At 72.0% G+C, this 25686-nt stretch carries 3 protein-coding genes (1 of these 3 only partly in view); all 3 read right to left on the bottom strand.

The window, feature by feature from the left end; all coding sequences use genetic code 11:
* Positions 1 to 53: 53 nt before the first annotated feature.
* Tightly spaced (each overlapping or abutting the next), the 3 genes in view from OHS33_RS27945 to OHS33_RS27935 form a layout consistent with a single transcriptional unit that may run on beyond the window.
* A complete protein-coding gene (locus OHS33_RS27945) occupies positions 54 to 17033 on the bottom strand; it encodes an amino acid adenylation domain-containing protein (RefSeq protein WP_330333166.1) in 16980 nt (5659 codons plus the stop codon).
* On the bottom strand, positions 17033 to 25432 hold the full coding sequence (locus tag OHS33_RS27940) for an amino acid adenylation domain-containing protein (RefSeq protein WP_330333165.1): 8400 nt from the start codon (positions 25430 to 25432) through the stop codon (positions 17033 to 17035). Before OHS33_RS27940 ends, OHS33_RS27945 begins: the two co-directional genes overlap by 1 nt.
* Positions 25432 to 25686 carry the 3' portion of a non-ribosomal peptide synthase/polyketide synthase gene (locus OHS33_RS27935; RefSeq protein WP_330333164.1) on the bottom strand. It continues 19134 nt past the right edge of the window, so the window shows 255 of its 19389 coding nt (coding positions 19135–19389); the start codon falls outside the window, past its right edge; its stop codon occupies positions 25432 to 25434. Before OHS33_RS27935 ends, OHS33_RS27940 begins: the two co-directional genes overlap by 1 nt.

Here is a 25686-nt window from a genome sequence, read left to right as displayed (position 1 = left end):
GCGGCACCGCCCCGCGGGGCCTTTTCGCGTGCCCGCGGGGCCTTTCGCGTGCGTCAGCTCTCCCAGCCGAGCCAGGCGGCCACCTCCGCCCAGACCAGCCCGAGGTTCTCGGGCTTCGCGAGGTCGTAGTGGGTGCACGGGACACCCGCTTCCGACACCACGCCCGTCACGTAGGGCGCCCACCGGTCCGCGCTCGGCCCCTCCTCCTCGCGGCCGTTCTTGGCCACGACCAGCAGGGCGTCACCGTCGAACCGGCCGTGCACGTGGGTGCGCCGGATCCGGCGGCCGTTGTGCAGCACCCGGGCGAAGCTCCGGTACTCCTCGTCGGTGACCGCGCCCAGCGCGCCGCCCGCCTCCAGCCGTACCACGTCGACCAGTTGGTCGATCTCGGCCTCCGGGTCGACATCCTGCTCCTGCGCCGCCAGGGCGGCCTCCTCCTCGCTGTCCCACGGGTACTGGTCGAGCAGCACCAGCGCCCCGACCTGCTCCCCCGCCGCCTGCAGCTGCACGGCGATCTCGTGGGCGAGCACGCCTCCGTACGACCAGCCCAGCATGTGGTAGGGGCCGCTCGGCTGCACCGCCTTCATCTGCGCGATGTAGTCCGTGGCCATCTCCACGATGGAGCCCGCGAGTTCGGACGTACCGTCCAGCCCGCGCGCCTGCAGACCGTACAGCGGGACGCCCTCCGGGACGTACCGGACCAGCGGCATGTAGCACCAGCTCACACCACCGGCCGGGTGGAGGCAGAAGAGCGGCGGCCGCTCGCCCTGCTCCCGGATCGGCAGCAGGACGTCCAGCGCGTCCCGGACCGAGGACAGGCTCATCCGCTTCATCAGCTGGGCCACGGTCGGAGCCGCGAACAGATCGCGGACCGCCATCGCCACGCCCCGCTCGCGGAGCGCCTCCACCAGCCGGACCGCGAGCAGCGAGTGACCGCCCAGGGCGAAGAAGTCGTCGTCGACGCCGACGCTCTCCAGGCCGAGGACCTCCGCGAACGCCTCGCCGATGTTCGCCTCGAAGGAGTTCACCGAGTGGTGCGCCTCCTCGCGCACCGTGGCCTCCGGCACCGGCAGGGCCTTGCGGTCCAGCTTGCTGTTCGGCATCAGCGGCAGCTTCTCGATCACCACGACCGCGGACGGCACCATGTACCCCGGCAGCCGGTCCTGCGCCACCGCGCGCACCGCCGTGCCGAGCCGGTCCAGCTCCTCCTGTTCGAGACCGCGGTTCGGCACCACGTACGCCACCAGTCGCTGGTCACCGGGGATGTCCTCGCGTACGAGGGCCACGGCCTGGCCGACCGAGGGGTGCCCGGCGACCACCGCCTCGATCTCCCCCAGCTCGACCCGGAAGCCACGCACCTTCACCTGGTCGTCCGAGCGGCCGACGTACTGCAGGTCGCCGTCGGCGGTCCAGCGCACCACGTCGCCCGTGCGGTACATCCGCTCCCCGGCGCCCTCGAACGGGTCCGCCACGAAGCGGCCCGCCGTCAGGTCGGGACGGCCCAGGTAGCCGCGCGCCACGCTGCGGCCCGCGATGTACAGGTCACCGGCCACGCCCACGGGCGCCGGCGCCAGCCGGTCGTCCAGCACGTAGACCCGGGTGTTCCCGATCGGGCCGCCGATCGACGTCGCGTCGGCGTCCGGCCCCGTCAGTTCCTTGCCGGTCGACCAGACCGTGGTCTCGGTCGGGCCGTACAGGTTCGTCAGGGTGGGCGTCCGCGTCAGCAGCGTCCGCGCCAGGTCGGCGGGCAGGGCCTCGGCGCCGATCATGGCCCGCACCCGGCTCCAGTCCACCGGGTCGTCCGCGTCGGCGATCAGCCCGCGCCACAGGCTCGGCGTCGCGTGCACGATCGTCGCCCCCGTGTCCCGGATCAGCCCGCGCAGCGCCCACGGGTCGAGCACCTGCTCCTGCGAAGCCAGCACGATGCGGGCCCCGTTCAGCAGCGGCAGGTAGAACTCGAAGCCCGCCATGTCACAGCCGTGCGTGCTCACCGCGAGCAGCCGGTCCTGTGCGTCGAGCACGAAGCGGTCCTGCATCGCCGACAGGAAGTTGACGATCGCCCGGTGCTCCACCAGCACGCCCTTGGGGCGGCCGGTCGAACCCGAGGTGTAGATCACCCACATGGGGTGCTCGGGCCGCAGCGGGGCCGTCCGCTCGCTGTCGGCCAGCGGGCCGTCCGCCAGGGCGGCGAGCCGGTCCACCACCTCGGCGGAGTCGAGCAGCAGCACCGGGACCTCGTCCGCGTCCGCCGCGGCGGCCACCGGCCGGCCCTCGGGCTCGGCCGGCCGCTCGCCCAGGCTTTCGCTGGTGAGGCGGCAGACCGCACCCGAGTCGGCGATCACATAGGCGATCCGGTCCGCCGGGTACATCGGGTCGATCGGCAGGTAGGTGGCACCCGCCTTGATCACGCCGAGCAGTCCGACGACCAGGTCGACCGTGCGCTCGAAGACCGCCGCGACCACGTCCTCGGGGCCGATCCCGCGGCCCGCGAGCAGCCGTGCCAGCCGGTTGGACCGGGCGTCCAGCTCGGCGTAGCTGAGTTCGACGTCGCCCTGCACCAGGGCGATCGCGTCCGGGGTCCGGGCGGCCTGCGCCTCGAACAGCTCGACGACCGTCGCGTCCGGCACCGGGGCCTCGGTCGCGTTCCACGCGGTGAGGACGTTGCGCCGCTCCTCCGCGCCGAGCACGTCGACCGCGCTGAGCCGGGCCCCCGGCTCCTCGGCGAGCGCCTCCAGCACCCGGACCAGGCGCTCGGCGATACGAGCCCCCGACTCGGGGTCGAAGAGGTCCGCCGCCGCGACCACCGCGCCGCGCATGCCGGCGGGTGCGCCGTCCGCGTCGTGCACCTCGACCATGCTGAAGTCGAGGTCGAACTTGGCGACGGCCGGGCCGGTGGGCTGTACGGCGCTGCCGCCGTCGGAGGGCTGGATGCCGGGCTTCCCGGAAGGCTCCGCGTCAGCGGTGGCCCGCGACCGGTCGACCGCGTTCTCCACCAGCAGCATCACCTGGAACAGCGGGTGGCGGGCCATCGAGCGGGCCGGAGCCAACTCCTCGACCAGCTTCTCGAACGGCACGTCCGGGTGGGCGAACGCACCCAGTCCGGACTCGCGGACCCGGCCGAGCACCTCGCGGAACGTCGGATCGCCGGCGAGGTCGGTCCGCAGCACGAAGGTGTTGACGAAGTAACCGACCAGGTCGTCCAGCGCCTCGTCGGACCGCCCGGCGATCGCCGAACCGATCGGGAGGTCGCTGCCCGCTCCGAGACGGTTCAGCAGGACGGCCAGGGCGCCGTGCAGGACCATGAACATGGTCACGCCCTCGGCACGCGCCACCTCGGCGAGGCGCGCGTGCACCTCGGCGGAGATCTCCAGCCGCGTGCGGTGGCCCCGGTGGCTCACCGTCGCCGGACGCGTCCGGTCGGTCGGCAGCTCCAGCTCCTCCGGGATTCCGGCCAACGCCTCGCGCCAGTAGCCGACCTGACGGCTGATCAGGCTGTCCGGGTCCGCCGCGTCACCGAGCACCTCGCGCTGCCAGAGCGCGTAGTCGGCGTACTGGACCGGCAGCGGCTCCCACTCCGGAGCCCCGCCCGCCCTGCGCGCCTCGTAGGCGGTGGACAGGTCCCGCGCCAGCGGGTCCCACGACCAGCCGTCACCGGCGATGTGGTGCACCACGACCACCAGAGTGCAGTCGTCGGGCCCGGTGCGCAGCAGCGAGGCCCGGATCGGGAACTCGGCCGACAGGTCGAAGCAGTACGCCTCGGCCTCGTCCACCGCTCCGGCCAGGTCCGCCGGGTCGACGTCGGCCGTGTGCAGCGCCCAGTCGACGTCCGCGACGTCGAGGATCCGCTGGTACGGCTCGCCACCGTCCACACCGAACACGGTGCGCAGGACCTCGTGGCGGCCGATCACATCGCGGAAGGCCGCGTCCAGCGCCTGCGCGTCCACGTCGCCGCCCAGCCGGGAGGAGACGGGGATGTTGTAGGTGCCGCTGGGCCCGTCCATCTGGTTGATGATCCACAGCCGGCGCTGGCCGTAGGACAGCGGGAGGCGGTCGGGCCGGGGCTGGGGAGTGAGGGCCGTGCGGGCTGCCTCGGCGCCCGTGAGGCTGGCGGCGAGGGTGGCGACGGTGGGGGCTTCGAAGAGGGTCCGGATCTCCGTCTCGACACCGAGGACGGTACGGATCCGGCTCACCAGACGCACGGCGAGCAGGGAGTGCCCGCCGAGCTCGAAGAAGTCGTCGTCCACGCCGACGCTGTCGAGGCCGAGGACCTCGGCGAACGCCAGGCACAGCAGCTCTTCCTGCAACGTGGCCGCCCGGCGGCTGCTTCCGATGGCGGAGGTGCCGTAGGTGGGGGCAGGGAGGGCCTTGCGGTCCAGCTTGCCGTTCCCGGTCAGGGGCAGGGCGTCGAGGACCACGACGGCCGCGGGGACCATGTGGTCCGGCAGCTTGCGGCCCGTGAACTCCCTTACGGAGGCGGGGAGACCCGTGTTGTCGTCCTCCTCGTCCACCGGGACCACGTAGGCCACCAGGCGGACATCACCCGGCAGGTCCTCACGCGTCACCACCGCGGCCTGGTCGACCTGCGGGTGGGCGGCGATGGTCGCCTGGACCTCACCCGGCTCGATCCGGAAGCCACGGACCTTGACCTGCTCGTCCGCACGACCCAGGAAGACCACTTCACCGTCGGCGGTCCAGCGTGCCCGGTCGCCGGTGCGGTACATCCGCTCACCCGAACCGAACGGGTTCGCGACGAAGCGCTCCGCCGTCAGCGCCGAGCGCTGGACGTAGCCGCGCGCCAGCTGCGCGCCCGCGACATACAGCTCACCCGTCACACCGGTCGAAACCGGCTGGAGAGCGGCGTCCAGGATGTAGAACCGGGTGTTCGCGACCGGGGTGCCGACCGGCACCACGCCGTCCGCCGTGAGGCGGGTCGTCGCGACACCGATGGTGGTCTCGGTCGGACCGTAGTGGTTGAAGACCCCACGCTCACCGGCCTGTTCGACCAGTTCGCGGACAAAGGCAGGGGTCGCGGACTCGCCACCGAGGACCAGCGAACGGCCCGGCAGGACACCCTCCACACCGACGGCCGACGCGAGCGCGGCCAGGTGGGACGGGACCGCCTTGAAGTAGTCGATCTCGTGCTCCGCCAGGTACGCGGAGACCACCAGCGGGTCGGTGACCGCGTCCTCTTCCAGGACGTGCAGTTCACCGCCCGTCGTCAGGCTCGCGAAGACGACGGTGTTGCCGAGGTCGGTCGCCTGCGCCTGAAGCAGCGCGTAACGGGCACCCGCCCGGTCGAAACCAACCCGGCCGGGAACCGAAGCGACGTAGTTCACCAGACCGGCATGCGTGACCGCGACACCCTTCGGACGACCCGTCGAACCCGACGTGTAGATCACATACGCCAGAGCGTCACCGGAGACCTGAATCCCGGGCGCCGTTGACGGCGCCCCGGCCAGCTGCATCCGTACCATCGCGCCGTCCACGGCGACCAGGCGGACACCGACCGAGGGCAGCTCGTCGAGGATCTCCTCGGTGGTCAGGATCAGAGCCGCACGGCTGTCCTTCATCACGAAAGCGATCCGGTCCGTCGGCTGACCGGCGTCCACCGGGAGGTATCCGGCGCCCGCCTTCCAGACCGCCAGGATTCCGGCGAACATCTCGACGCCACGCGGGAGGGCCAGGCCCACCACGGACTCGGTGCCGATGCCCTGACCGACCAGGTAGTGCGCGAGACGGTTCGCCCGCTCATCCAGCTCCCGGTACGTCACCCGCTCACCGTCAGCGACAACCGCCACCGCATCCGGCGTCCGCAGCACCTGAGCCTCGAACAGCCCGACGACGGAAGCCGCCGTGACCTGCTCCGCGGTGTCGTTCCAGCCGACCAGCACACGCTCACGCTCAGCCGCGCCCAGGACGTCCACCGCGGCCACCGCAACACCCGGCTCCCGCGTCACCACATCCAGCACCCGCGCCCAAGCCGACGCGAACCGCGGCGCCCACACCGCATCGAACAGATCCGCCGAGACGGTCACCGTTCCCCGGACACCCGCCGGACGGCCCTCCGCATCGAACACCTCGCCCACCAGCACGTCGAGGTCGAACTTCGCCGGTGCCTCGGACACCTTCCGCTCGGACTCCGCGGCCTCGGGCTCGGGGAGCCCGGCCTCAGCGGCCTCGGACTCGGCCTCCGCCGACGCCGCACCGGACTGCATGCCGGGGAGGTCGAGGATCGCGTCCACGGTGTTCTGCTTGGTGAGGACGACCTGGAAGAGGGGGTGGCGTGCCATCGAGCGGGCCGGAGCCAGCTCTTCGACCAGCTTCTCGAACGGCACGTCCTGGTGGGCCAGAGCGGACAGGGTCCGCTCACGCACCCGGCCGAGCACGTCCCGGAAGGTCGGGTCGCCCGACAGGTCGGTCCGGACCACCAGGGTGTTGATGAAGAAACCGATGAGGTCGTCGAGCGCCTCGTCCGTACGGCCGGCGTTCGCCGAACCGATCGGAATGTCACTTCCCGCACCGAACTTGGACAGCAGGACCGCCAGCGACGCCTGGAGGACCATGAACGGGGTCACACCCTCGACCCGCGCCACCTCCACCAGCCGCGCATGCACGGCCGCCGGAACGTCGACACCCACCTGGTGTCCACGGTGCGAGGACACCGCCGGACGCGCACGGTCGAACGGCAGCGACAGCTCCTCCGGAGAACCACCCAACGCCTCACGCCAGTAGGCGATCTGCTGGGCGATCACGCTCTCCGGGTCGTGCTCGTCGCCGAGGATCTCGCGCTGCCACAGCGTGTAGTCCGCGTACTGGACCGGGAGGGCGTCCCATTCGGGCGCCCGGCCCTCGCTGCGCGCCGCGTAGGCGACGGACAGGTCCCGGGCCAGCGGGCCCTTCGACCAGCCGTCACTCGCCACGTGGTGCATCGCCACCGTCAGCACCCGCTGCTCCGGACCGGCCTCGAACAGCCAGGCCTTGAAGGGCACTTCGGAGGCCAGGTCAAAGGCGTGGTCCAGGGCGCCCTCTACCGCCGACACCAGGTCATCCGGTGCGACCTCGTGGACCGACAGCTCCCACTCCAGGTCCTCGATGCCGAGGATCCGCTGGTACGGCTCACCGTCGACGACCGGGAACACGGTGCGCAGCACCTCGTGGCGCCCGAGCACATCGCGGAACGCGGCGCCGAGGGCGTCACGGTCCACATCGCCCGACAGCGACAGCACGGCCGGCACGTTGTAGGTGGCGCTGGGACCTTCGAGCTGGTTCAGGAACCACAGCCGTCGCTGCGCGAAGGACAGCGGCACCCGCTCCGGGCGCACCCCGGCCGTCAGCGCGATCTGGGCACGGTCCGCACCCGCCAGGCGGGCCGCCAGCCGCGCGACCGTCGGCGCCTCGAACAGCATCCCCAGCGGCATCTCGACACCGAGGACGGTACGGATCCGGCTCACCAGACGCATCGCGAGCAGGGAGTGACCACCCAGCCCGAAGAAGTCGTCATCGATGCCGACGTTCTCCAGACCCAGCACCTCCGCGAACGCGGCGCACAGGATCTCTTCCCACACGTTCGCCGGGCCGCGGCCCGCACCCGTGACGTATTCGGGAGCGGGCAGGGCCTTGCGGTCCAGCTTGCCGTTCACCGAGAGCGGCAGCGCGTCGAGGACGACGACCGCCGAGGGAACCATGTACTCGGGGAGCTGCTGGGCTACGAACTCCGTGACGCGCAGCGGGAGTTCAGCACCAAGGCCGTCGGCGACGACGTAGGCGACCAGGCGCTTGTCACCCGGGACGTCCTCGCGGGCCACGACCACGGCCTGACCGACCTCCGGGTGGGAAGCGATGACGGCCTGGACCTCACCCAGCTCGATCCGGAAACCACGGACCTTGACCTGCTCGTCCGCACGACCCAGGTACACCACCTGGCCGTCCGCACTCCACCGCACCACATCACCCGTGCGGTACAGACGCTCACCCGAACCGAACGGAGAAGCAACGAAACGCTCCGCCGACAGACCCGGACGGCCCAAGTACCCACGAGCCAGACCCGCACCCGCGAGGTACAGCTCACCCGCGACACCCACAGGCGCCGGAGCGAGCCGGTCGTCCAGCACGAACACCCGGGCGTTCGAGATCGGACGCCCGATCGGCACCACACCCTCGACCACCGCATCGGCGTCCGTGTACCAGGCCGTCGAGTACACCGTGGCCTCGGTCGGACCGTAGATGTTCGCGACCCGGGCACCCGGCAGAGCCCCACGCACCGCGGCCACCGCATCCGCCGTCAGCGCCTCACCCGCAAGCACCACCACACCCGGCCGAGCATCAACCCCACCACCGGCAACCACCTGCGCGAGCGCGGACGGAACACCACTGACCAGGCTCACACCCCACGGCCCACGATCCCGGTCCGCCAGCACCAGAAGGTCACGCACGACCTCCACCGCACCACCGGACACCAGCGGACCGAACAACTCGAAGACGGAGACATCGAAGTTGAACGACGTCGACACCAGCACCCGCTCGAACGCGGCACCACCGAACTCGGACACAGCCCACGACAACAGGCCCACCACCGAACGGTGTTCGACCACCACACCCTTCGGCCGACCCGTCGAACCAGACGTGTAAATCACATACGCGGGCTGCGAGGGAAGGACCTCCACACCCAGCGGCCCGGCCGGAAGACCCGCCAGCTCACCGGCCACGGCCGGCTCATCCAGCACCACCAGGGGAACCCCGGACCCCAGCCCACCCGTCAGCGACTGCGAGGTCACCACGGCCACCGGCGCCGCATCGGCCAGCATGAACGCGACACGGTCCGCCGGGTACTCAGGATCGATCGGCAGATACGCACCACCGGCCTTCACCACCGCGAGCAGCGCCACCACCATCTCGACACCACGCTCCAGCGCGACACCGACCACCGACTCCGCACCCACACCACGGTCCACCAGCAGACGCGCCAGCCGGTTCGCCCGCGCATCCAGCTCCGCGTACGAAAGCTCCACACCCTCCGACACCACGGCCAACGCACCCGGAGTCCGCGCCACCTGCGCCTCGAACAACCCCGGCAGCGACGAAGGCTCGACCTCCACCGACGTGTCGTTCCACTCCACGAGCACCCGGCTGAGCTCCGCCGCGTCCAGCACGCCGACCTCGTTCAGCGGCACCTGAGCGCCGCCGTCCAGCGCCGTCTCCAGCGCCGACACCAGGTTCTCCGCAGCCGTACGCACCAGGGCGCCGACGGCCTGCGGGTCGATCGGGGAGACCGCGTCGACCGCCAGGCTGATCGCGTCGCCGTCGTCGTCGACCGAGACGGCGAGCGGGTAGTTGGTCAGTTCCCGGGCGAAGATCATCCGGATGCCGCCGACCCGCTCGTCCGCGGGATCGGCCTGCGGCGCGGGCTCGGGTGCCGGTTCGAGTTCGGTGTTGTGACGGTAGTTGAACAGCGCCGAGAACAGCGGCGAGTTCCCCGCCATGCCACTGGCCTGGATGGCCTGCGCCAGCGGCGCGTGCTCGTGTTCCAGCAGCTCCGCGAGCTGCTCGCGCAGCGCGGACACCGCGTCCAGAACACCGAGGTCAGCGGTGCGCACGCGCACCGGCAGGGTGTTCATGAACGGACCGGGCACCCGCTCCGAGGCCGCGCCGGCGTTCATCCGGCCGAACAGCACCGTTCCGAACACCACGTCGTCGCGGCCGGACATCGTCCCGAGGGCGCGTGCCCACGCGACGTGCATCACCGTCGCCGCACTCGCGCCGAGCCGACGGGAGACGTCCCGCAGCCGTACCTCCAGCTCGGGTGCGAACGGCACCCGGGCTCGTACGACTCCCGCGCCGCCGCTCCTGACGTCCAGCGCGCCGAACGGTGCGGTCCCTTCGGTGACGTCCCCGAGCAGCTCCGTGAAGTACTCCTCGTGCGCTCCGCTGTCCGCACCGCTCCGTGCCTGGGCGACGAAGTCGCGGAACGGCAGCGGCTCCGGCAGCTCGCCGCCCCGCCCGGTGAGGAACGCGTCCAGTTCACCGAGGACCACTTCGAGCGCGGTGTGGTCCTGAACGATGTGGTGCATCCGCACCAGCGCGACCCAGCGCTCGTCGTCCGCGACGGGCGCGACGTGGGTGCTGATGAGCGGCGCCCGGTCGAGGTTCATCGACAGGCCGACGCCGGTCAGCAGCTGATCGGCCAGATCGCTGTTCTCCGGGTCGAGGACCACCTCGTGCACCGGCAGTTCGGCCTCGCGCCACACGACCTGGACCGGCTCGGTCAGGCCGTCCCAGACGATCCCGGTACGCAGGATGTCGTGACGGGCGATCACCTTCTGCAGACCGTCGAGGAACGCGTCGAGACGCTCGCGGGAGCTGAACTCCATGACGAACGGCATCACGTAGGCGTCGTCGCCACCGCCGTCGGCGAGGAGGTGGTGGAAGAGCAGGCCCTCCTGGAGCGGGGCCAGCGGGTAGACGTCGGCGATGTTGGCCGCGCCGCCCTCGACGGTGGCGACGATGCGTTCGATGTCCTGCGTGGTCAGGTCGACCAGCGGGAGCATCTCCGGGGTGATAGCGGTCGCACCGGCCGGGATCCGGTTCTCGGGAACGACCACCTGCTCGGCACCCGCCGCGAGCGCCAGACCCGCGGGGGTCGCCGTCTGGAACAGCGCCCGCACCGACACCGACACACCGCGCCGGCGCAGCACCTCCACGAGACGGATCGCCAGCAGGGAGTGACCACCGAGCCGGAAGAAGTCGTCGTCCACGCCGACCGCGTCCAGGTGCAGCACCTCGGCGAAGGCGGCGCACAGGATCTCTTCCCGTACGTTCGCCGGGCCGCGGCCCGCACCCGTGACGTACTCGGGAGCGGGGAGGGCCTTACGGTCCAGCTTGCCGTTCACCGAGAGCGGCAGCGCGTCGAGGACGACGACCGCGGAAGGAACCATGTACTCGGGCAGACGGCCCGACACGAACTGCCGGACGTCCTCCGCCGCGACAGCCGTATTGCCCTCGGGGACGACGTAGGCGACCAGGCGCTTGTCACCCGGGACGTCCTCGCGGGCCACGACCACGGCCTGACCGACCTCCGGGTGGGAAGCGATGACGGCCTGGACCTCACCCAGCTCGATCCGGAAACCACGGACCTTGACCTGCTCGTCCGCACGACCCAGATACACCACCTGGCCGTCCGCACTCCACCGCACCACATCACCCGTGCGGTACAAACGCTCACCCGAACCGAACGGCGAGGCGACAAAACGCTCCGCCGACAGACCCGGACGGCCCAAGTACCCACGAGCCAGACCCGCACCCGCGAGGTACAGCTCACCCGCGACACCCACAGGCGCCGGAGCGAGCCGGTCGTCCAGCACGAACACCCGGGCGTTCGAGATCGGACGCCCGATCGGCACCACACCCTCGACCACCGCATCGGCGTCCGTGAACCACGCCGTCGCATACACCGTCGCCTCGGTCGGACCGTAGATGTTCGCGACCCGGGCACCCGGCAGAGCCCCACGCACCGCGGCCACCGCATCCGCCGTCAGCGCCTCACCGGCCAGGACGACCACCTGCGGCCGGGCGTCAACCCCACCACCGGCCACGACCTGCGCGAGCGCGGACGGAACACCACTGACCAGGCTCACACCCCACGGCCCACGATCCCGGTCCGCCAGCACCAGAAGGTCGCGCACGACCTCCACCGCGCCACCGGACACCAGCGGACCGAACAGCTCGAACACCGACACGTCGAAGTTGAACGAGGTCGACACCAGCACCCGCTCGAACGCGGCACCACCGAACTCACCCACCGCCCACGCCAACAGGCTGGCCACCGAGCGGTGTTCGACCACCACACCCTTCGGACGACCCGTCGAACCCGACGTGTAGATCACATACGCGGGCTGCGAGGGAAGGATCTCCACACCCAGCGGCCCGTCACCCAGACCCGCCAGCTCGGCCCCGGTCGCAGCGTCGTCGATCAGGACGACCGGAACCCCGGCCGTCGCGGGAAGCAGCCGCGCTGCCACGGCCTGCGCGGACACCACGGCCACCGGGGCCGCGTCGGCCAGCATGAACGCGACGCGGTCCGCCGGGTATTCGGGATCGATCGGCAGATACGCACCACCGGCCTTCACCACCGCGAGCAGCGCGATCACCATCTCGACACCGCGCTCCAGCGCGACACCGACCACCGACTCCGCACCCACACCCACACCACGCGACACCAGCAGACGCGCAAGCTTGTTCGCCCGCGCATCCAGCTCCGCGTACGACAGCTCCACACCCTCCGACACCACGGCCAGCGCATCCGGAGTCCGCGCCACCTGCGCCTCGAACAGACCGGGAAGGGTCGAAGACTCGACCTCCACCGACGTGTCGTTCCAGGCGACCAGCACACGCTCACGCTCCGCCGCGTCGAGCACGTCCACCGCGCTCAGCGACACCTCCGGACCGCCGTCCAGCGCCGTCTCCAGCGCCGCGACCAGGTTCTCGGCGGCCGTGAGCACGAGGACGCCGACGGCCGCACCGTCGATGGGCGCGAGAGCGTCCACGGCGAGCGACAGCCCGCGGTCGTGACCGTTGTCGTCGACCGCGACGGCGAGCGGGTAGTTCGTCCGCTCACGGGAGAACACCAGCCGGATGCCGTCGGCCTCACCGACCGTGCCCCCAGCGGCCTCAGTACCCTCCGCGAGGGTCTCGGCGGTCTCCTCCTCGGCGTGACCACCCGTGTTGTGCCGGTAGTTGAACAGCGCGGTGAACAGCGGCGCGTCCCCGACGACCCCGCTGGCGCCCTGCGCCACGGAGAGCGGCGCGTGCTCGTGCTCCAGCAGCTGCGCGAGCTGGCCGCGCATCGCCGACACGGCGCCCAGCACGCCGAGTTCATCGGTGCGCACGCGCACCGGAAGCGTGTTGATCAGCGGACCGGGGACCCGGTCGGCGCCGACGCCGGCGTTCATCCGGCCGAACAGGATCGTCCCGAAGACGACGTCGTCGCGGCCGCTGACCGCGGCCAGCGCCCTGGCCCATGCCACGTGCAGGACGGTCGCCGCACTCACACCCAGCCGACGGGCGACCTCCCGCAGCCGTGTCTCGGCGACCGGAGCGAACGGGACGACCTCGCGCACGACCTCCGCGCCGGCCCCGTGGATGTCCACCAGGCCGTAGGGGGCGGTCGGTTCGGTCACGTCACCGAGCAGCTGGGCGAAGTACTCCTCGTGCACGGCGTTCTCGTTGCCGCCGCGGGCGTGGGCCACGTAGGTCCGGAAGGACAGCGGCTCCGGCAGTTCGGCGCCCCGTCCGGTGAGGAACGCGCCGACCTCACCGAGCAGGATCTCCAGCGCGGTGTGGTCCTGTACCAGGTGGTGCACGCGCACCAGGCCCAGCCAACGCTCCCCGTCCGCCAGGGCGGCCGCGTGGACGGTGAACAGCGGAGCCCGGCCCAGGTCCATCGTGGTGCCGACGACGTCGACCAGCTCGGCGACCGGGTCGGCGCTCCGCGCGTCGAGGGTCACCTCGGCGACCGGCAGGACGGCCTTGCGCCAGACCACCTGGACCGGCTCGACCAGTCCCTCCCAGACGAACGAGGTCCGGAAGATGTCGTGCCGGTCGAGCACGCACTGGAGTGCGTCCGTGAAGGCGCCCAGCTGCTCGCGCGAGGAGAATTCGAGCACCGAAGGAAGGACGTACGCGTCGTCGCCGCCGTCGGCGAGGAGGTGGTGGAAGAGCAGGCCCTCCTGGAGCGGGGCCAGCGGGTAAACGTCGGCGATGTTGGCCGCGCCGCCCTCGACCGTGGCGACGACCCGGGCGATCTCCTCCGTGGTCAGGTCGACCAGCGGGAGCATCTCCGGGGTGATCGCGGTCGCCCCGGCCGGGATCAGGTTCTCGGGAACGACCACCTGCTCGGCACCCGCCGCGAGCGCCAGACCCGCGGGGGTCGCCGTCTGGAACAGCGCCCGCACCGACACCGACACACCGCGCCGGCGCAGCACCTCCACGAGACGGATCGCCAGCAGGGAGTGACCGCCGAGCCGGAAGAAGTCATCCTCCACACCGACGTTCTCCAGGCCCAGGACCTCGGCGAACGCGGCGCACAGGATCTCCTCGCGCAGGTTGGCCGGGCCGCGGCCCGCACCGGTCACGTACGCGGGGGCGGGGAGGGCCTTGCGGTCCAGCTTGCCGTTGACCGACAGAGGGAGCGCGTCCAGGACGACGACCGCCGTGGGAACCATGTACTCGGGCAGCCGGGCGGCGACGAACTGCCGCACCTCGTCCACCGGGACGTCGGCTCCCTCACCGGGGACGACGTAGGCGACCAGGCGCTTGTCACCCGGGACGTCCTCACGGGCGACCACCGCGGCCTGCGCCACCTGCGGGTGCTCCGCGACGACCGCGTGGACCTCGCCCAGCTCGATGCGGAAACCGCGGATCTTGACCTGGTCGTCGACCCGGCCGAGGTACTCGATCCGGCCGTCCGCGTTCCAGCGGGCCAGGTCACCGGTGCGGTACAGGCGCTCGCCCGTGCCGTACGGGGAGGCGACGAAACGCTCCGCCGTCAGACCCGCCCGGTTCGCGTAGCCGCGGGCCAGCTGGACGCCCGCGAGGTAGAGCTCTCCCCCGACACCCACGGGGACCGGAGCCAGCCGGTCGTCCAGGACGTACACCTGCGTGTTCGCGACCGGAGCACCGATCGGCACCACGGTGCCCGCGACACCCGGCTCGCACGCCCAGGCCGTGACGTCGACGGAGGCCTCCGTCGGCCCGTACAGGTTGTGCAGCCCGACACCACCGAGGACCTCGAAGAACCGGTCCCGTACCGAAGCCGACAGCGCCTCACCCGAGCACACCACGTACCGCAGCGTCTCGGCCGCGTCCGGGGCGGAGGCATCCGCGAGGAACGCCTCCAGCATCGACGGCACGAAGTGCGCCACCGACACTCCCTGCTCGCGCACCAGGCCGGCCAGGTACTCCGGGTCCTTGTGACCGTCCGGACGGGCCACCACGAGACCGGCGCCGACCGACAGCGGCCAGAAGAACTCCCACACCGACACGTCGAACCCGAACGGCGTCTTCTGCAGCACCCGGTCCGCGCCCGCGAGCTGGAACCGCTCCTGCATCCAGGCCAGCCGGTTCACGATGCCCTCGTGCGACACGACGACGCCCTTGGGGCGGCCCGTCGAACCCGACGTGAAGATCACGTACGCGGGCTGCGCGCCCAGCACCTCCACACCCAGCGGACCGGTCGAGATCTCCGTCAGCTCGGCGGCCACGGAGGCCCCGTCCAGCACCACCTGCGGCACATCTGCCGGCAGCACACCCGCCACCGCGGCGGAGGTGACCACCACATCCGCGCCCGCGGTTTCCACCATGTACGCGACACGGTCCGCCGGAAGGCCCGGCTCCAGCGGCAGGTACGCGCCACCGGCCTTGACCACCGCGAGGAGCGCCACGACCAGGTCGACACCGCGCTCCAGCGCGACACCGACCACCGACTCCGCACCCACACCACGCCCGGCCAGCAGCCGCGCCAGCTGGTTCGCCCGCGCGTCCAGCTTCGCGTACGACACCTCCACACCCTCGAAGACCACCGCGACCGCGTCCGGCGTCCGCGCCACCTGCGCCTCGAACAGACCGGGCAGCGAGGAAGGCTCGACCTCGACCGCGGTGTCGTTCCACTCCACCAGCACCTGCCGGCGCTCGGCCGCGTCGAGCAGGTCGAGACCGCCGACGCGGCTCTCCGGCTGCTCCAGCAGCAGTTCCAGCGCCCGCCGGACCCGCGTCGCGAGCTGTACGACGGTGTCCCGCTCGAAGAGGTCCACCGAGGCGGTGAGCGAGCCGTGCAGACCGGCCGGAGTGCCGTCCGCGTGGAACCGCTCGACGAAGTCGAGTTCGACGTCGAACTTCGCGGCGCGTACGTCGACACCCGCGTCCGCCGCCGATGCCTCGGCCTCGGCGCCGGAGCGCTCCAGCACGATGCGCTCGTTGTTGTGGACGGTCAGCATCACCTGGACCAGCGGGTGCCGGGACAGGGAGCGGACGGGGGCCAGTTCCTCGACCAGCTTCTCGAACGGCACGTCCTGGTGGGCCAGCGCGGCCCAGCCGGACTTCCGGACCCGGGCGAGGACCTCCGTGAAGGTCGGGTCGCCGCTCAGGTCGGTGCGCAGCACCAGCGTGTTGACGAAGAAGCCGATCACGTCGTCCAGCGCGACGTCGGTGCGTCCCGCGACGGCCGTGCCGATGGGGATGTCGGCGCCCGCGCCGAGCCGGGACAGGACGACCGCCAGGGCGGCCTGGAGGACCATGAACACCGTGGCGTCCTCGGCCCGTGCCACCTCGGCGAGGCGGGCGTGGACGGCCGCCGGGATCTCCAGGGGCACGCCGTGGCCGCGGTGCGAGGCGACGGCCGGGCGGGAGTGGTCGAAGGGCAGGCCGAGTTCCTCGGGGGCGCCCGTCAGGTTCTCGCGCCAGTAGGCGATCTGACGGGCCATCAGGCTCTCGGGGTCCTGCTCGTCACCGAGCAGCTCGCGCTGCCAGAGGGTGTAGTCCGCGTACTGGACGGGCAGCGGCTCCCACTCGGGCGCCCGGCCTTCGGCGCGCGCCGCGTAGGCCGTGGTCACGTCCCGCAGGAGCGGCCCCATCGACCAGCCGTCGGTCGCTATGTGGTGGACCACGACGACCAGCACCTGGTCGTCGGGACCGGTCCGCAGCAGTGTCGCGCGGACGGGCACCTCGACGGCCAGGTCGAAGGCGTGCCCCTCCAGCTCGGCGACCTTGGAGTCGACCTCATCGGCGGCCACATCGGTGACCGCCAGCTCCCAGTCCAGGCCCTCCAGCTTCTGGATGCTCTGGAAGGGCTCGCCGTCGACCGTCTCGTAGACCGTACGGAGCACCTCGTGGCGACCGAGCACGTCACGGAAGGCGGTGTTCAGGGCGCCACTGTCGATCCGGCCGGGCAGGCGCCGGACGATCGGCATGTTGTACGTGGCGCTCGGGCCCTCGAGCTGCGCGAGGAACCACAACCGACGCTGTGCGAAAGACAACGGAACCATCAGGACTCCTCCTGGTTGCGCATCGGCCGCAACGCCGGCCTAGCTGACTTTTCATTTCCAAGCTGCTGTGCCAGTCCGGCTACCGTCGGCGCCTGCAGAAGCGCCGACAGCGGCGCCTCGATGCCGAGTGACGCCCGTATCCGGCTGGTGAGTCGTACGGCGAGCAGCGAGTGCCCGCCCAGGGCGAAGAAGTCGTCGTCGACGCCGACGCTTTCCAGCCCGAGAATCTCGGCGAAGATCGCGCAGAGGATCTCCTCCCGCGCGTTGGCCGGCCCTCGACCGGATCCGGCCTTGTATTCGGGGGCCGGGAGGGCCTTGCGGTCCAGCTTGCCGTTCACCGAGAGCGGCAGCGCGTCGAGGACGACGACGGCCGAGGGAACCATGTGCGCGGGGAGGTGGCTCGCCGCGAACTCCGCCGTGGAGACCGTCAGTCCGGTCACCGCTCCGGCGCCCTGGACCGGGACCACGTAGGCGACCAGGCGCTTGTCTCCCGGTGTGTCCTCGCGGGCGATGACGGCGGCCTGCGCCACCTGCGGGTGGCCGGCGATGACGGCCTGGACCTCGCCCGGCTCGATCCGGAATCCACGGATCTTGACCTGCTCGTCGACCCGGCCGAGGTACTCGATCTGGCCGTCCGCGTTCCAGCGGGCCAGGTCACCGGTGCGGTAGAGCCGCTCACCCGTGCCGTACGGGCAGGCGACGAAACGCTCCGCCGTCAGACCCGCCCGGTTCGCGTAGCCACGGGCCAGCTGGACGCCCGCGAGGTACAGCTCGCCACCGACGCCCACGGGGACCGGAGTCAGCCGGTCGTCCAGGACGTACACCCGGGTGTTCGCGACCGGAGCGCCGATCGGCACCACGGTGCCACCGGCACCCGGCTCGATCGCCCACGCGGTGACGTCGACGGAGGCTTCCGTCGGCCCGTACAGGTTGTGCAGCTCCACCCCGGCCAGGACCTCGAAGAACCGGTCCCGCACCGAGGCCGACAGCGCCTCGCCCGAGCAGACGACGTACCGCAGCACCTCGGCCGCGTCCGCGGCGGAGGGTTCGGCGAGGAACGCCTCCAGCATCGACGGCACGAAGTGCGCCACCGACACCCGCTGCTCGCGGATCAGGCCGACGAGGTACTCGGGGTCCTTGTGGCCCTCGGGACGGGCCACCGCGAGACCGGCGCCGACCGACAGGGGCCAGAAGAACTCCCACACCGACACGTCGAACCCGAACGGCGTCTTCTGCAGCACCCGGTCCGCGTCATCGATCCCGAACCGCTCCTGCATCCACGCCAGCCGGTTCACGATCCCCTCGTGCGAGACCACGACGCCCTTGGGGCGCCCCGTCGAACCCGACGTGAAGATCACGTACGCGGCACCCCGCGACCGCATCTCCACGCCCAACGGCTCACCCGAGAGGCCCGCCAACTCCCGCTCGACGGCGGGCTCGTCGACGAGGACCACCGATACGTCGACCGGTACCGCATCCGCGACCGCGGACGCCGAGACCACCACACCGGCACCGGCCGTCTCCAGCATGTACGCGATCCGGTCCACCGGAAGCCCCGGCTCCACCGGCAGGTACGCGGCGCCCGCCTTCACCACCGCGAACAGCGCCACCACCATGTCGACACCGCGCTCCAGCGCGACACCGACCACCGACTCGGCGCCCACACCACGCGACACCAGCAGCCGCGCGAGCTTGTTCGCCCGCGCGTCCAGCTCCGCGTACGACAGCTCCACGCCCTCGAAGACCACCGCGACCGCGTCCGGCGTCCGCGCCACCTGCGCCTCGAACAGACCCGGCAGGGTCGAGGACTCGACCTCGACCGCCGTGTCGTTCCAGGCACGCACGACCCGGTCCAGCCCGGCGTCGTCCAGTACGGCCACCGAGCCCAGGATCGCCTCCGGGCCGCCGTCCAGCGCGACCTCCAAAGAGGACACCAGACCCTCGACGGCGGTGCACAGCAGGGCCGCCACTTCCGCCGAGTCGACCGGTGCCACCGCTTCCACGGCCACCCGGATCGTCCGCCCGCTGTCGTCCAGCGCCACGGCGAGCGGGTAGTTGGTCGTCTCCCGCGAGAGCAGCGTCCGGATCCCGCCCGACGTCTCTTCGGCGACCGGTTCCGTGTCGGCCGGTGTGTCCGCCACCGGCGTGCCGGTGCGGTAGTTGAGGAAGGAGGTGAAGAGCGGCGAACCGGCCGTCACCCCACTGGCCTGCTGGGCCACGGTGAGCGAGGCGTGCTCGTGTTCGAGGAGCTGCGCCAGCTGGCCGCGCATCGCGGTCACCGCTTCCACGACGCCCAGCTCGTCCGTCCGTACGCGCAGCGGGAGGGTGTTGATGAAGGGGCCCGGGACCCGGTCGCCGCCCGCTCCGGCGTTCATCCGGCCGGACAGCACCGTCCCGAAGACCACGTCCCCCCGGCCGCTGATCACTCCGAGCACCCGCGACCACGCGACGTGCACGACGGTCGCCACGCTGGCGCCGAGCCGGCGGGAGACCGACCGCAGCCGCTCGTTCAGCGCGGGGTCCAGCTCTCCGGTCGCGCGCTCGGTGCCCGAACCGGCACCGCGCACGTCGGTCAGTCCGTAAGGGGCCGTCGGTTCCGTGACGTCACCGAGCAGCTCGGCGAAGTAGCGCTCGTGCTCCTCCCGCGCGGATCCGCCGCGCGCCTGCGCCACGAAGTCGCGGAACGGCAGCGGCTTCGGCAGTTCGTCGCCGCGGCCGCTCAGGAACGCCGCGATCTCGTCCAGCAGGACCTGCAGTGCGGTGGCGTCCTGGACCATGTGGTGGACCAGGACCAGTCCGAGCCAGCGTCCGTCCGGACCGGCGGTCGCGTGCAGCTCGATCAGGGGTGCCCGGGACAGGTCCATCGACAGGCCCACCGCCGCGGCCAGGCCGGTCACGAGGTCGGCGCCGTGCGGGTCGAGGGACACCTCGTGGACCGGCAGCTCGGCCTCGCGCCAGACCACCTGGACGGGCTCGCGCAGTCCGTCCCACACGATGCCGGTCCGCAGGATGTCGTGGCGGTCCAGCACCAGCTGGAGGGCCTCGGCGAACCGGTCGAGCAGCTCGCGGGAGCCGAATTCCAGGACGTTCGGCTGGACGTAGACGTCGTCGCCGCCGTCGGCGAGCAGGTGGTGGAAGAGCAGGCCCTCCTGGAGCGGGGCGAGGGGGTAGATGTCGGCGATGTTCGCCGCGCCGCCCGCCACGGTCGCCACGACCCGGTCGATCTCTTCGGCGTTCAGGTCGACGAGCGTGAGCATCTCGGGGGTGATCTCGGTCGCGCCCGCCGGAATGAGGTTGTCCGGCACGTCCGTGTGCCGCACGCCCTCCACGAGGGCGAGGCCGGCCGGTGTGGGGCTGTCGAACAGGGCCCGCACCGACAGCGCCACGCCCTGCTCCTGTGCCCGTGTGACCACGGGCAGGGCGAGCAGCGAGTGGCCGCCGAGTTCGAAGAAGTTCTCGTCGACACCGACGCTTTCGAGCCCGAGGACCTCGGCGAACGCGGCGCAGATGATCTCTTCGCGGGCGTTCGACGGCCCGCGGCCGCCACCGCGGACCCCCGTGGGAGCGGGCAGGGCCTTGCGGTCCACCTTGCCGTTCGCGGTCAGCGGCAGCTCGTCGAGGACGACGAACGCGGAGGGCACCATGTAGGCCGGAAGGTCCCGGCCGAGATCCGCCCGCAGCGCCGTCACGTCGATGTCGCCGTGGGGAACCAGGTAGGCGGCCAGCAGCGCATCGCCCTGGGTGTCCTTGCGGACGGCGGCGACCGCCCGCGCCACACCCTCATGGCGCTCCAGGACGGCCTCCACCTCCCCCAGCTCGATGCGGAAACCACGCACCTTCACCTGGTCGTCCGCGCGCCCCAGGCACTCCAGCTCGCCGTCGGCGCGCCAGCGGGCCAGGTCGCCCGTCCGGTACAGCCGCTCCCCCACCGCGAACGGCGAGGCCGTGAACCGCTCCGCCGTGAGCCCGGGACGACCCGCGTAGCCGCGGGCCAACTGGGCACCGGCGAGGTAGAGTTCGCCCGCCACACCGGCCGGAGCGGGCCGCATCGCACGGTCCAGGACATAGGCCCGGGTGTTGGCGAACGGGCGTCCCACCGCCACCGCGTCCCCGGTGACCTCGGCCGAGGTCGCCCACACCGTGGCTTCGGTCGGCCCGTACAGGTTCACCGCCCGCACGCCCAGCGCCACGAACCGCTGCGCCAGCTCGCGCGGCAGCGCCTCGCCGCCGACCAGCGCCCGCACGCCCACCGGCCAGCCGCTCTCCTCCAGCAGCGCCCGCCACAGCGACGGCACCGCCTGGAGGGCGGTCCCGCCCGACGACACCACCAGCTCCGTGAGGGCGGCCGGGTCCCGTACGGCCTCGCGGGAGGCCACGACCACCGAGGCACCCGACACGAGCGGCAGGAACAGCTCCAGCGCCGCGATGTCGAAGGACACCGTCGTCACCGACACCAGCCGGTCCCCGGCCGCCAGCGGCACCCGCTCGCCCGCGGCGAACAGGTGGTTCACCAGCGCGCCGTGCGAGATCACCACGCCCTTGGGGCGGCCCGTCGAACCCGACGTGTAGATCACGTACGCCGTGTTCCGGGGCTCGGCGGCCACACACACGGCTGCACTTGAGGTATCCGCCAGCTCCGCGACCACCGAGGGATCGTCGACCGCGACCACGGGCACACCGGCGGGAACCACACCCGCGACCGCCGACTGCGAAAGCACCAGCGGAACACTCGCGTCCGCGAGCACATAGGCGATCCGGTCCGCCGGGTAGTCCGGGTCGATCGGCAGGTACGCGCCGCCGGCCTTCACCACCGCGAGCAGCGCGACCACCAGGTCGACCCCGCGGTCCATCACCACGCCCACGACGGACTCCGGCCCGACCCCGCGCCCGGCCAGCAGCCGCGCCAGCCGGTCCGCCCGGGCGTCCAGCTCGCGGTACGAGACCTCCGCGCCCTCGGACACCACCGCGACGGCATCGGGCGTACGGGCCACCTGGGCCTCGAACAGCCCCGGCAGCGTGTCCGCGGGGACAGCCGCCGCCGTGTCGTTCCACTCCTCGACGACCCGGCTCAGCCCGGCCTCGTCCAGGACGCGCACGGCGCCCAGCGAGGCCTCGGGACCGCCGTCGAGCGCCGTCTCCAGCGCCCGGACCAGCTCCTCCGTGGTCGTGCGGGCCAGGACGCCGACGACCTCCGGGTCGATCGAACCGATGGCGTCGACGGTCAGCGCCAGGCTGTCGCCGTCGTCGTCCACGGCCACGGCGAGCGGATAGTTGGTGCGCTCGCGTGCGTACAGCAGGCGGATGCCCAGACCGTCCGGCTGCTCGTCGGCGGACCGCTCCTCGACGGCGGCCTGGTCCTGAGCTTCCTGGTCCTCGCTCCGTCCGGTGTTGTGGCGGTAGTTGAGGAAGGCGGTGAACAGCGGGGCCTGCCCCTCCAGCCCGCTGGCCTGCTGGGCCGTCGCGAGCGACGCGTGCTCGTGCTCCAGCAGCCGCGCCAGCTGGGTGCGCATCTGCGACACCGCCGTCAGCACCCCGGTGTCGCTCGTACGGACGCGCACCGGAAGCGTGTTGATGAACGGCCCCGGTACGTGGCCGGCCTCGGCGCCGCCGCTCATCCGGCCGAAGAGCACCGTCCCGAAGACCACGTCGTCCCGCCCGGACAGCACCGAGACGGTCCGCGCCCAGGCGACGTGCAGCACGGTCGCCGCGCTCACCCGCAGCCGACGGGCCACCTCGCGCAGCCGGCGCTCCGACTCCGGGGCGAAGGGCACCACTCCACGGGTCACCTCCCCGCCGTCGCCGCGCACGTCCGTGACCCCGTACGGGGCCGACGGCTCCTCGAAGTCGCCCAGCAGCTCGGCGAAGTACTCCTGATGTCCGTCGACTTCGCTCTCGTCGCGCGCCTGCGCCACGAAGTCGCGGAAGGGCAGCGGCTGCGGCAGGTCCGCGCCGCGGCCGGCGAGGAAGGCGCCGACCTCCGAGAGCAGCAGCTCCAGGGCCATGTGGTCCTGGACCAGGTGGTGGATGCGGACCAGCGCCAGCCAGCGGTCGTCGCCGGGAACGGCGGTCCGGTGCACGGTGATCAGCGGTGCGCGGCCCAGGTCCATCGCCAGGCCCACGGTCGCGATCAGGTCCGCGACCGGGTCCGTGCCGCCCTCGGGGAGGGTGACGTCGGTGACGGGCATGGTCGCCTGCCGCCAGACCACCTGGACCGGATCCGGCAGCCCGTCCCAGACGAACGAGGTCCGGAAGATGTCGTGCCGGTCCAGCACGCTCTGGAAGGCCGCGAGGAAGGCGTCGAGTCCGGTGCACGAGGCGAATTCGAGGACCGCGGGCATCACGTAGGCGTCGTCGCCGCCGTCCGCGAGCAGGTGGTGGAAGAGCAGCCCCTCCTGGAGCGGCCCGAGCGGGTAGACGTCCGCGATGTTCGCGGCGCCGCCGTCCACGGTGGCGACGACCCGGGCCAGTTCCCCGGCCGTGAGCGTCACCAGCGGAAGCATCTCCGGGGTGATCTCCGTCGTTCCGGCCGGGATCAGATTGTCCGGTACGTCCTTCTGCTGGGTGCCCGCCGTCAGCGCCAGCCCGGCCGGGGTCGGCGTCTCGAAGAGCGCCCGCACCGGTACCGTCACGCCCTGCGTGCGCAGCCGCTCCACCAGCCGGATCGCCAGCAGCGAGTGACCGCCGAGGGCGAAGAAGTCATCGTCGGCACCGACCTGCTCCAGCTCCAGCACCTCGGCGAACGCGGCGCACAGCACCTCTTCGCGGGCGTTCGACGGCCCGCGCCCGGTGGCGACGGGGTACTCCGGCGGCGCGGGCAGCTTGCCCGTGTCCACCTTGCCGTTCGCGGTCAGCGGCAGCTCGTCGAGGAGTACGACGGCCGCGGGGACCATCGAATCGGGCAGCTGCTCCCGTACAAACGCGCGCAGCTCCGCCGGGTCGATCTCCATGCCCGGCGCGGGCACCACGTACGCCACCAGCCTGCGGTCGGCCGGCGCGCCCGCGGGGCGGGCCGCGGCCTCGACGGTGTTCCCCTTGCCGGGGAAGACCGCCTCGACGCCCGAGCCGTCCAGGATCCGGACGCCGCTGAGCGGCAGTTCCGGCGTGCCCGTCAGGGTGTCCACCACGCGTGCCAGGCAGTCGGCGAGCAGGAGGACCGTGTGCTCGTCGAACAGGTCGGACGCGGCCGTCACCGAGCCACGGATGCCGGCGGGGAGCCCGTCGCCGCCGAAGACCTCGGTGAAGGACAGCTCCAGGTCGAACTTCGCCAGCGCCGCCCCGTCGGGGGTCACCGTCGACACCTCGACGGATTCACCGTCCAGCACCGTCCGCGCGGCGTTCTGCAGGGTCAGCATCACCTGGAAGAGCGGGTGCCGCGACAGTGACCGCGCCGGGGCCAGGTCCTCGACCAGGCGCTCGAAGGGCACGTCCTGGTGCCCGAAGGCGGCCAGGGTCGTCGCCCGTACCCGGCCGAGCGCTTCACGGAAGGTCGGGTCGCCGGACAGGTCCGTGCGCAGCACCAGGGTGTTGACGAAGAAGCCGACCAGGTCGTCCAGCGCCTCGTCCGAGCGGCCGGCGACATCGGTGCCGACCGGGATGTCCGTGCCCGCACCGATGCGGCTCAGCAGGACGGCGAGGACCGCCTGCAGCGCCATGAACACCGTGACGCCCTCGGCCTGCGCCAGCTCCAGCAGCCGGGCGTGCGTCGGCGCGGAGAGCTCCAGCCGCACCCGGTGGCCCTGGTACGAGGCCACCGCCGGGCGCGGACGGTCGAGCGGCAGGGTGATCCCGTCCGGGATCCCGGCCAGCGCGCCGCGCCAGTAAGTGAGCTGACGGTGCATCATGCTCGACGGGTCGTCCGCCTCGCCGAGCAGGTCGCGCTGCCAGAGCGCGTAGTCCGCGTACTGGACCGGAAGCGGCTCCCACTCGGGCGCCCGGCCCTCGCTGCGGGCCTGGTAGGCCGTCATGAGGTCCCGCGTGAGCGGGCCCATCGACCAGCCGTCGCTGGCGATGTGGTGCAGCACCACGACCAGCACCTGCTCGTCCGGCGAGGCCACCAACAGCTGGGCCCGGATGGGCACTTCGGCGGCCAGGTCGAAGGCGTACCCCTCGGCGGCCGCGATCGCGGCCGCCAGAGAATCCGGGGCCACCTCGGTGACGGACAGCTCCCAGGGCAGGTCGTCGATCTTCTGCACGTCCTGGTACGGCTCGCCGTCCACCGTGACGAACACGGTCCGCAGGACCTCGTGGCGGTCGATGACGTCCCGCAGCGCGGTGTTCAGCGCCGCACGGTCGATCCCGGCCCCCAGGGGGAGCACCATCGGAACGTTGTAGGTGGCGCTCGGCCCCTCCAGCTGCGAAATGAACCACAGCCGCCGCTGCGCGAATGACAAAGCAATCATCAGGACTCCTCCTGGTTGCGCCGCGGCCGAAGGGCCGGCCTGGTCGATGCCTGCGTCTGCTCCGACTGCTGCCCGAGCCGGTCGGCGAGACCGCCCGGCGTCGGGGCATCGAACAGTGCCGCGATTTCCACTTCGATGTTCAGCACCGTCCGGATCCGGTTGATCAGGCGGGCGGCGAGCAGGGAATGACCGCCGAGGAGGAAGAAGTCGTCTTCGACCCCGACCTCGGCCACGCCCAGGACCTCCGCGAACGC

The organism is Streptomyces sp. NBC_00536 (genome assembly GCF_036346295.1).
Taxonomy (GTDB): Bacteria; Actinomycetota; Actinomycetes; order Streptomycetales; family Streptomycetaceae; genus Streptomyces.
The sequence above is the reverse complement of the archived record's forward strand: the minus strand, read 5'-3'. Positions and strand labels throughout refer to the sequence as shown.